The 13,314-nt window shown below is 55.5% G+C and carries 13 protein-coding genes; 5 read left to right on the forward strand and 8 right to left on the reverse strand.

What is annotated here, in order from left to right:
* The first annotated feature begins 23 nt into the window (after positions 1-23).
* The 4 genes from metA to AC2FIZ_RS03965 all read left to right on the forward strand — a co-directional run bounded on the left by metA (position 24) and on the right by AC2FIZ_RS03965 (position 3,522).
* Positions 24-941 (forward strand): homoserine O-acetyltransferase MetA, encoded by a 918-nt coding sequence (gene metA, locus AC2FIZ_RS03950; RefSeq protein ID WP_281994700.1) that lies wholly within the window; start codon positions 24-26, stop codon positions 939-941.
* Complete coding sequence (locus AC2FIZ_RS03955; RefSeq protein ID WP_496790621.1) at positions 931-1,884, forward strand: alpha/beta fold hydrolase; 954 nt, start codon at positions 931-933, stop codon at positions 1,882-1,884. Before metA ends, AC2FIZ_RS03955 begins: the two co-directional genes overlap by 11 nt.
* 49 nt (positions 1,885-1,933) lie before the next feature.
* Positions 1,934-2,803: a polyphosphate kinase 2 gene (gene ppk2, locus AC2FIZ_RS03960; RefSeq protein WP_496749036.1), complete on the forward strand. Its 870-nt coding sequence runs from the start codon at positions 1,934-1,936 to the stop codon at positions 2,801-2,803.
* A gap of 104 nt (positions 2,804-2,907) precedes the next feature.
* The gene (locus tag AC2FIZ_RS03965) at positions 2,908-3,522 is read left to right on the forward strand and encodes a TetR/AcrR family transcriptional regulator (RefSeq protein WP_142634158.1); all 615 of its coding nucleotides are present in this window, start codon (positions 2,908-2,910) and stop codon (positions 3,520-3,522) included.
* A 5-nt stretch (positions 3,523-3,527) separates the two neighbouring features.
* On the opposite strand, the gene AC2FIZ_RS03970 is transcribed toward AC2FIZ_RS03965, so the two are convergent.
* The 3 genes from AC2FIZ_RS03970 to AC2FIZ_RS03980 all read right to left on the reverse strand — a co-directional run bounded on the left by AC2FIZ_RS03970 (position 3,528) and on the right by AC2FIZ_RS03980 (position 5,921).
* Positions 3,528-4,586: an adenylate/guanylate cyclase domain-containing protein gene (locus tag AC2FIZ_RS03970; protein WP_271946800.1), complete on the reverse strand. Its 1,059-nt coding sequence runs from the start codon at positions 4,584-4,586 to the stop codon at positions 3,528-3,530.
* Positions 4,583-4,984: a group I truncated hemoglobin gene (locus tag AC2FIZ_RS03975; protein ID WP_345741800.1), complete on the reverse strand. Its 402-nt coding sequence runs from the start codon at positions 4,982-4,984 to the stop codon at positions 4,583-4,585. Before AC2FIZ_RS03975 ends, AC2FIZ_RS03970 begins: the two co-directional genes overlap by 4 nt.
* A gap of 94 nt (positions 4,985-5,078) precedes the next feature.
* Positions 5,079-5,921, reverse strand: coding sequence for a glycosyltransferase family 25 protein (locus tag AC2FIZ_RS03980; protein ID WP_281972190.1), 843 nt, complete (start codon positions 5,919-5,921; stop codon positions 5,079-5,081).
* Positions 5,922-6,053: 132 nt separating this feature from the next.
* On the opposite strand from AC2FIZ_RS03980, the gene speB reads away from it, so the two are divergent.
* The gene (speB, locus tag AC2FIZ_RS03985; protein WP_281994703.1) at positions 6,054-7,028 is read left to right on the forward strand and encodes an agmatinase; all 975 of its coding nucleotides are present in this window, start codon (positions 6,054-6,056) and stop codon (positions 7,026-7,028) included.
* Positions 7,029-7,049: 21 nt separating this feature from the next.
* Here speB and AC2FIZ_RS03990 read toward each other — a convergent pair whose 3' ends face one another.
* The 5 genes from AC2FIZ_RS03990 to AC2FIZ_RS04010 all read right to left on the reverse strand — a co-directional run bounded on the left by AC2FIZ_RS03990 (position 7,050) and on the right by AC2FIZ_RS04010 (position 13,275).
* Positions 7,050-8,270, reverse strand: a complete 1,221-nt coding sequence (locus tag AC2FIZ_RS03990) for an aminopeptidase P family protein (protein ID WP_496790623.1) — start codon at positions 8,268-8,270, stop codon at positions 7,050-7,052.
* Positions 8,271-8,431: 161 nt separating this feature from the next.
* A complete protein-coding gene (locus tag AC2FIZ_RS03995) occupies positions 8,432-9,643 on the reverse strand; it encodes an ABC transporter permease (protein ID WP_281994705.1) in 1,212 nt (403 codons plus the stop codon).
* Positions 9,644-9,648: 5 nt separating this feature from the next.
* Positions 9,649-10,923, reverse strand: coding sequence for an ABC transporter permease (locus AC2FIZ_RS04000; RefSeq protein WP_271946783.1), 1,275 nt, complete (start codon positions 10,921-10,923; stop codon positions 9,649-9,651).
* Positions 10,924-10,993: 70 nt separating this feature from the next.
* Complete coding sequence (locus AC2FIZ_RS04005) at positions 10,994-12,082, reverse strand: extracellular solute-binding protein (protein ID WP_142634172.1); 1,089 nt, start codon at positions 12,080-12,082, stop codon at positions 10,994-10,996.
* A gap of 101 nt (positions 12,083-12,183) precedes the next feature.
* Entirely contained in the window at positions 12,184-13,275 is a 1,092-nt protein-coding gene (locus AC2FIZ_RS04010) for an ABC transporter ATP-binding protein (protein ID WP_142634174.1), read from the reverse strand.
* Positions 13,276-13,314: the final 39 nt, after the last annotated feature.

A 13,314-nucleotide genomic window follows, 5' to 3' on the forward strand; every position in this document is an offset into this window, starting at 1 on the left:
CTTAAACCAAAGGCTTGCATCCGATGCCGATCAAGATTCCCTCTGACCTGCCCGCATATGACGTTCTCACCAATGAGGGCGTCATGGTCATGTCCGAGGATCAGGCAATGCGTCAGGATATTCGCCCCCTTCGGATCGGGTTGCTGAATCTGATGCCCAAGAAGATTCAGACCGAAAACCAGTTCGCTCGCCTCATCGGTGCAACCCCACTGCAGATCGACCTATCGCTGATCCGTATGACCGAACATCGGACCAAAAACACCGCAGCCGAGCATATGGCCGAGTTCTACCGCCCGTTTCAGGAGGTAAGGGACCAAAAATTTGACGGCCTGATCATCACCGGCGCCCCGATCGAACATCTTGAATTCGAGGATGTCACCTATTGGGAAGAGATCAGCGAAGTATTTGACTGGACCCAGACAAATGTCCATTCGACCTTTGGCGTGTGCTGGGGCGGAATGGCGATGATCAACCATTTCCATGGGGTGCGTAAGCATATTTTGGACGCCAAGGCTTTCGGATGTTTCCGGCACCGCAATCTGGCCCCCTCCTCACCGTTTCTGCGCGGGTTTTCCGATGATTGCGTCATCCCGGTCAGCCGGTGGACCGAGATGAAGCAGGCCGAAATCGACAACGCTACGGGCCTGACCACCTTGCTGGGTAGTGATGAGGCAGGCCCCTGCTTAGTCGAAGATAAGGACCATCGTGCGATTTATATCTTCAACCACTTCGAATATGACAGTGATACGCTCAAGCAGGAATATGATCGCGATATCGACAACGGCACACCGATAAACGTGCCGATGAACTACTATCCAGACGACGACCCCTCGCGCCGGCCTCAGAACAGATGGCGCAGCCATGCGCACCTGCTCTATGGCAACTGGATTAACGAAATCTATCAGACAACACCGTTCGATATGGAACAAATTGGTTCTTAAAACCATCATAGCTCTTGCCCTGCTGATTGCTGGCCTGGCCACCGTAACAACTTGGCGCGTGTCACGGAACGAAGCTGTTGCCGAGGCCAGTTTTCCACCCGAGGGTCAGCTGATCGACGTCGATGGAGTCAGCGTTCATGCCGTAGTCATGGGGCACGGGCCCGATGTCGTGCTGATCCACGGGTCCAGTGGTAACACTCGGGACATGACTTTTGCCCTCGCCCCAATTCTGGCAGAAGATTTCCGTGTCATTGTATTTGACCGGCCCGGATTGGGGTATTCCGACAGCTTCAATCCGGACGGCGAAACCCTTGAAGAACAAGCCGAAATCCTACGCCGTGCAGCTGTCAAGCTGGGCGCGGACAAACCCATTGTTGCAGGGCAAAGCTATGGCGGGTCGGTGTCGCTGGCCTGGGCGGTTACACAGCCCGAAAATATCTCGGCCCTGGTTTTGATTGCTCCGGCAGCAATCCCATGGGAGACGCCGCTGGACGGTTTCAACCGAATGGCCGCGACCAAGCCCGGAAACGCGCTTGTGCTGCCGTTGATCAACGCCTTTGTCCCCGATTGGTATGTCGAGCAGGCCCTAGACGGTGTGTTTTCCCCCCAAACTGCACCGGAAGGCTATGCCGAACATTTTGGCCCCGGGCTGACCATGCGCCCGGCTTCGATGCATGCCAACGCAATGCAACGCGCCAATCTGTTGGACGAAGTTCGTGCGCTGCAGCCGCGCTATAAGGATATTTCGGTCCCGACCGAGGTTGTGCATGGCACCGCCGACACAACGGTCGGGTTGGAATGGCATGCGGAACCCCTGATCGACCAAATCCCCGGCGCTGAACTGATCGAATTGCCGGGAATTGGCCATATGCCACAGATCGTTGCCGCACCCGAAGTAGCGGCCGCAATCATCCGGGCTGCTCAGCGGGCGGGTTTGCGTTAATTCCGAGGCTAATCCATAGTAAGATATGGATTTTATCGCGAGGTGACTCATGACACGAACTGGCAAAGGCACCATCGAGGAATATTACAAAAAACGTGCACCAGAAGAAGTCCGGAACGAGATCAAAGAGGCCGATAAGGATGACATTCTGAACCCTACATACCCCTATGACGAACGCATGAAGCGTAAGGCGTATGAGAAACAAATGCAGTCCCTGCAGATCGAGCTTGTGAAAATGCAGCTTTGGGTGAAGGAAACCGGCCAGCGTGTCGCTGTTATCTTCGAAGGCCGTGATGCCGCTGGAAAAGGCGGGACAATCAAGCGGTTCCGTGAGAACCTGAACCCGCGTGGGGCCCGGAACGTTGCGCTCAGCAAGCCATCGGATCAAGAGCGCAGCCAATGGTATTTTCAGCGCTATATCCCACATCTGCCCGCAGCCGGAGAAATCGTGTTCTTTGACCGCAGCTGGTATAACCGCGGCGTGGTGGAAAATGTGTTTGGGTTCTGCAACACAGAACAGCGTGAACGCTTCTTCCGACAGGTTCTGCCGTTAGAGACCGGCCTGTGTGACGATGGTATCCGCTTGTTCAAGTTCTGGTTGAACGTCGGACGGGCCGAGCAGTTGAACCGGTTTCTTGCGCGCGAAACGGACCCATTGAAACACTGGAAACTAAGCCCAATCGATATCGCTGGTTTGGACAAATGGGATGAATACTCTGCTTCGATTTCCGAAACCCTTACACGCAGTCACAGCGAAGCCTGCCCCTGGACCATAGTTCGTTCCGACGACAAGAAACGGGCAAGGCTGGCAGCAATCCAAACCGTGCTTCATGCGCTGGACTATGATGAAAAGGACAAAAATGCGATTGGCGATATCGACACCAAGATATGTGGCGGGCCAGATATCTGGGATGCCTGATCTTTCTTGCCGGCCAATATCATCACAAAGATTGGACGAATACGTGCTACCGGTTTATGTCTTAGTTCCTCAAGAATTGTACAAAAAAGGCGTCTGAATCAGGGATGACAAAACGCGGGTATCACCACGGCAACCTGAAACAGGCTCTGATCGACGCAGCTCTGTCCCTGATCGAGGAAAAGGGTCCGACCGGGTTCACCCTGTCAGAAGCTGCAAAAGCGGCAGGCGTCACGCCTGCAGCTGTTTATCGCCACTATCACGGGCGCGAGGACCTGATCGCCGAGGCGGCGCGTCAGGGGTTCGAGATGTTCGCCGATCTAATTCAATTCGCTTATGACAAAGGCCAGCCTTCGGCGCTGGCTGCATTCGAAGCAACCGGGCGCGCCTATCTGGCCTTTGCTCGCAAGAATCCTGGCCACTATATCGCGATGTTCGAAAGTGGGATTTCCGTCAACCGCACCCCAGAACTTGCCCTGGCTGCAAACCGGGCCAGAGATGTTCTAGAAAAAGCTGCAGCCGATCTGTCGCAACATATTCCGCCGGAAAAACGTCCGCCGGCTTCAATGTTCAGCGCACATATCTGGGCGCTGAGTCACGGTGTAGTCGAATTGTTTGCCCGTAACACCGGCGCCACCGCACCCTTCCCGCCCGAAGATCTTTTGGAAACGGGGATCGGTATTTATTTGCGGGGACTAGGGCTGGTGCCTCCGGACGAATAAGGCCGTCAGAACACCGGTTTCCGTTGCGGTATGCTGAGACCGGATGTGACATTAATCAGATCCATCTCACCCATACCCTTGATGTCCACACGCCCGATATCAGAGACCTGAAACTCGTCAATCAGGGCGTATTTCATTTCTTCAGGCGCAACAATATTCATTGGGTTTGCAAAGACTTGTAGCCGGGAAGCGATGTTCACGGCGGGCCCGAAAACATCATAGACATATTTCTGAATACCAACCACAGATCCTACCGCTGGCCCCATACCCAGCCCCACACGTGCCTGCCACTTGTGCGGATGGCTTTCATTTCTCCGCTCAAGATAGCGAAGGAACCTGACCGCACAATGGGCAGCAGCAGTCGCATGATCTGGCGTAGCATCCGGCATGCCTGACACCGCAAGATAAGCATCGCCAATAGTCTTGATCCGCTCACATCCGAACTGTTCGACAATCCGGTCAAAGGCCGTAAAGATGTCATTCAACTCGCTTAGGGTAACCGTCGGGTCCGTCTTGGCGGCAAAATCCGTGAACCCCACAAAGTCCAGCATCACAACTGACACCTGATCGTAAAGCTGCGGCGTGACCACACCGAATGTCTTGAATTCTTCATAAACAGCGCGCGGCATCAGGTTCAGCAACAGCCTTTCAACCCGCTCTTTCTCACGCTCCAACTCGCGCGTGTTGCGTTCGACCATGGTCGAGTAGCTGTCAATCATGCTTTCAAGTTCGCGGATTTTGGTGATGTTCTGAAACTCGATGACCAGAACCTGTTCCGAAAGACCGTTTGCCAGAGAAACTGCCGTTGCGAAAACCAATGTCCTGCGTTTCGGCTTGATCTGCAATTCGACCGAGTATCTGAGCCCCGATTGCTTTACGTCTTCAAGTTCACGCGCATCAAGGTCAGGAAAAATATCCAACAATGTCTGTCCATTAGCCGGTGGGCCAAACCATTCCTGAAAAGGGCCATTGCAGAATACGAATGTAAGATCTGACGCCCGAACCACTGCGACACCAACACCGATCGCGCGCAGCAGTTGTTCATTGATCGCAAGAATACTCATGCCGCATCGCGCGTAACAATAATTGCGCGTTTGGATTCGATCGCTCCCAAGGCAATCTTTACGTGCCGATCTTCCATTCCATGTAACGCCAGCGCTTCACCAAACAGATCTGCCATTTCGTCAAAATCTGCGTGCGAGATGTTCAGATTTCTGTGAACCGCTTCAATTCGATCATCGCTAAATGATGTCGGACCACCGATCAGAGACGATACGAACTTGGTCTGGTGATCAATCAGCCTTGGCATGTCGATATCTTCGAAATGGTCACCGATCTGATCAGACTCCAGTGCCATTTCGTAAAAAGTCATTACGATCCGACTGATCGTTTTGAAACCGCCATAATGCTCATAGATTGTCTGACCCACACCAACCCCAAACCGGAAAAACACCAACAACACTGGAAGTTTATATCAAATTGACAGTTTTGTTAACGCTTATCGAGAATTACTATTTTTGCTTGGTTGAAAAGACGTGATCAGCTCATGATCTAAACTAAACCCTCAGGTCTTCGGCACAGGGGATAAATCCGACATACCCCCCGCTTTCAAGCAATCGGGCTTCGCCTCTCTGGCGCCAATACAACTTGCGTTTCGCGGCCTGCAATTCGCGACGAATGCGAAACCACAGGGGTCCCTTATCCAGACCGCTATTGGTCTTTCTGTTTTGTGAACGTTCACTGACTTTCACGGAATCTTCAGCCTGATCTTGCTGTTTCGACCAGATCATTTGAACGCCGACTGCTGGAAAACACTGATACATTTGCCAATCCGGGCGGGGGATAGATACGAAATCATCCAGGTGATCCGAGTATTTCTCGGACCACATCAGCAATTTACGGCAGGCCGCCTGCGACAGGATATATGCGGCCGCGCTGGGTGCCATTTCCAGCATCGGGCGAACCGGTACGCCGGAAATCTGTAGTTCTGGCCCAAACCGCAGCACCCGGGGGGAATAGTCCAGCTTTAGGAAGTCGAACCCTGACCCTGCTTCGAGCAATCTGGCAATCACACCGCCAGCTTGGGTCGACATTTCGACATCGTCTTCAAAGATCGCAACAGCCTTCAGGTCTTGCTGAACGGCACGCTTCCAAACGGCGCGATGGCTTTCGAAACAAGCGACTTCACTTTGTTTCAGACCCCAGCGGCTGCCGGAACCGGCAACATAGCCGTGACCATCCAGTGCGCCTTCTTGTTGCGCGTCGGTCGCACTGAAACGCGCGGCCCCGATCAGCCCGGTATGGGCGAACTGTGCCTCCATAAAGTTGCGCCGCTCGGGTACCCGATCCAGATTGATATAGTAGACACCCGTTCCCGGTGGCAGTTCATGATGGCCCACGGCTGTTCCTTTATAATGCCTGCACCAGATACACTTCGCACAATCGGATAATCAAGCCCACAGCCCCCACCTATCGCAGCTATGAATTCCTGTCTAAGCTGCCGTTGAACAGCAAGAAACGGGAAACTCGCCATGTCATCACATGGGTATAGCGGTGGGCGGCTTAATCTGCCTTTCGTCGGCATTTCGACCTTCGGCAAAGCGCCGTATGTCGAGGATTGGGACAATATCGACGCGGATGTCGCAGTCATGGGGGCGCCTTTCGACTTTGGCACTCAATGGAGGTCCGGCGCGCGCTTTGGCCCCCGTGCTGTACGCGAGGCCTCAACCCTGTTCAGCTTTGGCCATGCCGGGGCCTATGACCATGAGGATGACGCCACTTATCTGGATGGATCGGTGCGGATGGTCGATATTGGGGATGCCGATATTATCCACACCAAGACAGATGAGAGCCACGCCAATATTCAATACGGCGTCGAACGTATTCTGTCCGCAGGCGCCCTGCCCGTCACCATCGGCGGCGATCATTCGGTGAATATCCCCTGCATCAACGCCTTTGCCTCAGATTGCGCGCAGAACGGTCCGATCCATGTGGTCCAGATCGACGCGCATCTGGATTTCGTTGACGAGCGTCATGGCGTCACTGCTGGCCACGGCAATCCGATGCGGCGGGCGATTGAAAAGCCGTACGTCTCGGGCATGACCCAGCTGGGCATTCGAAACGTGTCATCAACCGCCAAGGAAGGGTATGAGGATGCCCGCGCTCGCGGCTCGGACATCTTGTCCGTACGACAGGTGCGCAAACTGGGCACCGAGGGCGTGGTTGAACGCATCCCCGAGGGCGCGCGGTATTACGTTACGATTGATATCGACGCGTTTTGCCCCTCAATCGCACCTGGTACGGGTACGCCCAGCCATGGCGGGTTTTTGTATTACGATGTGCTGGAAATTCTTCAGGGGCTGGCGAAACGCGGTGACGTGGTCGGGATCGACCTTGTTGAAGTCGCCCCAAGTTACGACCCAACCGAAAGCACGCAGATTCTGGCGGCACAGGTGCTGCTGAACTTTATCGGCTTCATCTTTCACGAACGGGGCAAGAAGGGCTGATCGCCCTTCCTGCCCATGTGATCAGGCGCTGATCGTGTTGTGTTCTGGCCCATAGGGGAAGCCGGTGATGTTCTCGGCACCGGCCTCTTCGACCACTAGAATGTCATGCTCACGATAGCCACCGGCACCGGGCTGTCCTTCAGGAATCCACAGCATCGGCTCGATGGACACGACCATGCCGGGTTCCAAAACCGTGTCGATATCCTCGCGCAGTTCAAGACCCGCTTCACGACCGTAGTAATGGCTGAGTATGCCGAAGGAATGGCCATAGCCAAAGGACCGGTATTGCAGCAGGCCTTCGTCGGCGAAGAAACGGTTGATCTCAGCCGTGATCCCCGAGCAGGTCGCGCCCGGTTTGATCAGGCTCAACCCCAACTCATGTGCGGCGACGTTTGCCTTCCAGATGCGCAGGCTATCGGCGTCGGGTTCGCCCAGAAACAAGGTGCGTTCCAGCGCAGTGTAATAGCCCGAGATCATCGGGAATGTGTTCAGCGACAGGATATCGCCCTTTTCCAGCGCCCGCTTGGTGACCGGGTTATGTGCGCCATCAGTGTTCAGGCCGGATTGAAACCAGACCCAGGTGTCGCGGTACTCGGCCTCTGGATAGGCACGAGCAATCTCGGCCTCCATCGCGTCACGGCCTGCCATGGCGATATCGATCTCGGTCGCGCCTTCGCGGATCGCCGCGTGAATGGCTGCGCCGCCCACATCTGCAGTGTGTGCGCCGCCTTTGATCAGCGCGATCTCTTCAGCTGACTTGACCATACGTGCGGCCATCGTGTCAGGTGCAATATCCACCAATTCCGGCCCGCCCAGCATATCCAGCGCGGTGTCGCGCATTGCCAGGGTCATGTGATCGCCTTCGATCCCGACCCGACCGGCTGATCCAATCAGATCAGCCACCGCGCGCCAGTAATTGTTCCGCTTCCAGTCGGTATAGATCACGTTGTCTTCAACCGAGCGACGCCAAGGCTGGCCGGCGTCGATATTGGCCGACACGGTGGTGCATTTGTCCTGAGTGACAACGCAACCGTAGGGACGCCCGAACGAGCAATACAAGAAGCCTGAGTAATAGGCGATGTTTTGCATGGAAGTCAGCAGAACTGCTGGAATATCGCGGGCGGCCATCGTGGCGCGCAAGCTGGCCAGACGGCGTGCATATTCTGCCTTACTAAAGGGCAAAGGCGCCTTGTCACCGTTGTGGCAGGTAAAGAATTCGGGGCGATTGTTTAGATCATTCATCTTGGTCTCTCCTCGATGCCGGACAGGCAAAGCCCGGCCACAAGTCCCGGCGTTCAGGACAAGCGGCCTCGGGAACCGAGAGCCATGCACCCGCCTAGATGTCACGACGCCATCGTGACCGGGGTGCATGGTGAAATCGCTAAATCACCTTGTGAGTCGCGTCAAGCGGGACTGAGTCCCCGCATGCGTTCAGACCGCCTCCGCAGCAGTTCTACCGTGGTCAACAGCGCAATCGAGATCACCACAAGGATGGTCGCTACTGCCAGAATGGTCGGGCTGATCTGTTCGCGCAGGCCGGTGAACATCTGCCATGGAAGTGTCTTCTGGCTGGCAGAGCCAACGAACAGCACAACAACCACCTCATCGAACGAGGTAATAAAGGCGAAGAGGCCGCCCGAGATCACGCCCGGCAGGATCAGGGGCATCTGAATCTTGAAAAACGTCCGCACCGGGCCCGCGCCCATATTCGCCGCCGCCCGCGTCAGAGAGCGATCAAAGCCCACCAGCGTCGCAGTCACGGTGATGATGACGAAGGGGATGCCCAGAACGGCGTGGGCAAGGACAACTTTCACATAGCCCACGAAGTTCTTGTTCATGCCCAGCGTGCCTTCCATGAAGCGACCGATATCGCTGTAGAAGAAGAACATGCCGGTGGCCGAGATGATCAACGGCACGATCATCGGCGAGATCAGGACGCCCATGATGACGCGGCGGCCGGGTACGTGGCTCTGGCTGAGGCCGATGGCCGCCAACGTGCCCAGCGAGACCGAGATGATCGTCGCAATCGGCGCGATGATCAGCGAGTTCTTGAAGCTGCGCTGCCATTCATTGTTGGTGAAGAAATCGCGGTAATGCTTCAGCGAATACCCTTCGGGGTCCAGACTCAGCATCTCAGGGGTGAAGGTAAAGAAGTCCTGCGCGTTGAACGACAGCGGCAGAACCACAAGGATCGGGGTGATCAGGAACACGAAGATCGCACCGCAGATAACCCGGAACAGATAGTGATAGAATACCTGTTTTGGCGTCAGATAGCTGAGCAGTTTACGGCGATACCGGCCTTCATAGAGCCAATAGATAAAGAAGATAAAAAACCAACCGCCCAACAGGCCCAGAATGCCACCCATCGGACCTGACAACAGGAAACCGATGATGCCGAAACCCAGGATATTGATCCAGCGCGCCAGTTTTTCGTTCTTCAGAACGTTGATGTAGACCCAGGCCAGCGCGGCGATCAGAGCTGCGCCACCCAGAATGCCCAAAAGGATCGAGCCGTTGCCCGCGCCGACAAAGACGCCGGCGAAGGCACCCGCCAAGGCGACACTGGGCAGAACCATGGAGAGCGGTTTGCGGGATATCGGTGTAAGTGCAGCCATGTCGATTATCCCAACTTCACATTATCAATGCCCACGATCTTGTCGTAGACCCAGTAGAGCAGCATGACGACACCCAGCAGGATTGTACCCAAGGCCGCAGCCAGCCCCCAGTTCAGCGAGGACGAGATGTGATAGGCAATCCGGTTCGAGATGAAGACACCTTTTGTGCCGCCAACGATTTCAGGCGTGATGTAGTAACCGATCGACAGAATGAACACGAGGATCGAGCCCGCTCCGATACCCGGAATGGATTGTGGGAAGTAGATGCGCCAGAAGGTCGTCCAGTTGGTCGCGCCCATGGATTTCGCCGCCCGCGTGTAAGTCACCGGGATCGTCTGCATCACTGAATACATCGGCAGGATCATGAACGGCAGCAGGATATGCGTCATCGCAATGATCGTGCCGATCTGGTTATTGATAATCACCAGTCGTGCATCATCGGCCACAAGTCCAAGCCAGACCAATGTTTCATTAATCACGCCCTGCTGTTGCAACATCACTTTCCACGCCGAGGTCCGCACCAGAAGTGAGGTCCAGAAAGGCAAGAGAACGAGGATCATCAGCAGGTTCGACACCCGCATCGGCAGGGTCGCCAGCAGGTAGCTAACCGGATAGGCCAACAAGATGCAGGACACCGTAATCACCAGCGACATGAACAATGTGCGGCCAAACAGCTTGATCAGAATCTGCTTGTCTTCAGGCTGCGACTGCGCGCCTTCGGGCGTGCGGCGCATATCGACCGCGTTCAGGAAATAACCATTGGTAACCGTTGGCGAATGGGTCTTGATCACTGCCCATGTCTTAGGATCGCCCCAGCCCTCGTGAATCTCTATGATCTGTTCCTTGAACGGTCCATCGGTTTCAGGGTCAAGCTTGCCCATTTTCCGGCCAGAGCGGCGGAACAAAGAAGACATGCCAGTCTCTTCGTAGTTCAGACGCGAGCCAAGGCGGGTGTGGGTTTTGCTATCAACGGCAACGACCATATCGCGAACAAATGCGTCGTATACTGCTTCGTCCGGAAGCTCACCGCTTTGGGCATCCCAGCTTTGCAGGGCTTCCACAGTAAGCGGGAGGGTCTCTGAAACCATGCTGTTTTCAACCGAGCGGAACAGCATTGAAGCAATCGGCACGATAAAGGAAAACATGACAAATAGCAGAAGCGGAGCGACGAGCATCAATGCTCGTAACTTTTGCCGCCGCAGTGAACGTGCCAGAGATTGCTTGAGCGGCGTTCCGTCCGCTGCCAGCATCGGCCCCGCATTTTGGCTTGCGTCAGTCATCTGTGCCCCTTGACTCTGCTTGGGTCTGGGGGCGGCGCACCGCCCCCGACTGTTTCATGAAATCAAACGATTATTTCGCAAGCCAAGCCTGGAATTTCGCTTCGATGTCATCGCGGTAATCCGCCCAGAACTCGTAGTTATACAGGAACGTGTTCTTGGCGTTTTCCGGGTCGGTCGGCATGTGCGGCGCCATGTCGATGCCAAGCTCGGCATGCTGACCAACCAGCGGAGCCGAAGAGGCACGGGCCGGACCGTACGAGATGTACTTGGCCTGATCCGCCAGACGCTGCGTGTCCGTTGCGAACATGATGTAGTCCAGCGCACGCTGCTGACGCTCTTCGCTCAGACCGGCGGGGATGATCCAGCCGTCCAGGTCAAAGATCTGCGCGTCCCACAGCATGGCGACGGGCTGCTTCTGCTCTTCGATCACGCTGAACAGACGGCCGTTATAGGTCGAGCCCATGATGATCTCGCCATCGGCCAGAAGCTGCGGCGTGTCGGCACCCGCGGACCACCAGACGACGTTGTCCTTGATGGTTCCCAGTTTCGCCAACGCCTGATCCTGACCTTCAGGGGTCGCCAGAACGTCATAAACGTCATCTTTGGCGACGCCGTCACAGATCAGCGCCCATTCCATGTTGTTGATGGCGCGCTTTTCCAGTGAACGCTTGCCCGGATAGGCCTCCAGATCAAATACGGCGCAGACATCGGTCGGAGGTGTGTCACCTACCAGGTCTGTACGATAGCCGAATGTAGTCGAATACACGATCTGCGGGATAAAGCACTCGCTGACCAGCAGGTCACCGAAATCATCGGCAGCCGAGGTGCCGTCGGGCGCCGGGGCCAGCATGGTGTCGGGGTCGATCTCCATCGCCAGACCTTCGTCACACAGACGAATTGCGTCCGCAGCAACAACATCCACTACGTCCCAGGTGATGTTGCCCGCTTCGTTCATTGCCCGCAGCTTGGCAACCGCTTCGGCCGAGCTGTCATCGTTAAGGATAGTGATGCCGCTCTTTTCAGAATAGGGCTCGTGATACGCCTTCAGCTGTGACTTGGAATAGGCGCCGCCCCACGAGACAATCGTCATCTCCTCGGCCATGGCGCCTCCGGCCACGGCAACAATGGCGCTTGCCATCAAAGTGGTTTTAACTTTCATTGTTAACTCCCTGTTATACCCGTAAATTTCTGAACAGACCGGATCACGGGGCAACCCGGCCGCCATTTACCCCCCAGCGATCCACCAGGGGACGTTCTTCATCAGGCGTCAAGTGCCCGGCAATCATGGGCCAACCAACCGATTTCAACTTCCTGGCCGGGCGACAACCGAACCGCATCGGGAGCGTTTCGGGTCTTGATGATAAAGTCTTCATTGCCCGCCACAGATAGGCGGAACCGGAAGACATCACCCATATAGATGAATTCTTTGACAGTCGCCTTTAGCGTATGCGCATCGGCATGCAGGCGATCTTTGTTGAACTCCACCCGTTCGGGGCGGATTGAAACTTTGGTCCGTTCACCAGCAGCGCTGACATTGACCGGTTTGGCGTCAATTTCTGATCCATCATCCAGTGCAACCACGCACGAGTCGCCGTCGATTGACTTAACAGCGCCTTCCAAGGTGTTGTTTTCACCAATGAACTGGGCAACAAAGCTATTTTCGGGCTCTTCATAGAGCAGATCCGGCGGCGCAAGCTGCTGGATGCGTCCGTCGTCGAACACGGCCACGCGATCCGACATCGTCAGCGCCTCTGTCTGGTCGTGGGTCACGTAAACTGTCGTAATCCCCAGCTCATGCGCCAGACGGGTAATCTCGAACTGCATATGTTCGCGCAATTGCTTGTCCAGCGCGCCCAGCGGTTCGTCCATCAAAACTAGCTCAGGCTCGAACACCAAAGCACGGGCCAAGGCGATCCGCTGCTGCTGACCGCCGGACAGTTGCGCCGGACGACGGCTGCCAAAGGCGCCCATCTGGACCATATCCAGCGCACGCTTCACTTTTTCTTCCCGATCGCTTTTGCCGATGTTGCGCACTTCAAGCGGGAACGAAAGGTTTTCAGCCACAGTCATATGCGGGAACAATGCATAGTTTTGGAACACCATGCCAATCCCGCGCTTATGTGGTGGAATGTTGTTGATCGGGCGTCCGTCCAACATGATTTCGCCATGAGTAGCGGTTTCAAATCCGGCCAACATCATTAGGCAAGTTGTCTTGCCTGACCCCGAGGGGCCGAGCATAGTTAGAAACTCACCTTTTGGCATCGAGAGATTAAGGTCTTTTACGACGAGTATCTCGCCGTCATAAGATTTTTGAACACGCTGAAATTCGACGAACGCTGCGTCATTTGACATTACCAACTTGGCTCCCCTGTGCGGTCTTTGCTTGCCCGG

The organism is Ruegeria sp. CDSB022 (assembly GCF_059611145.1).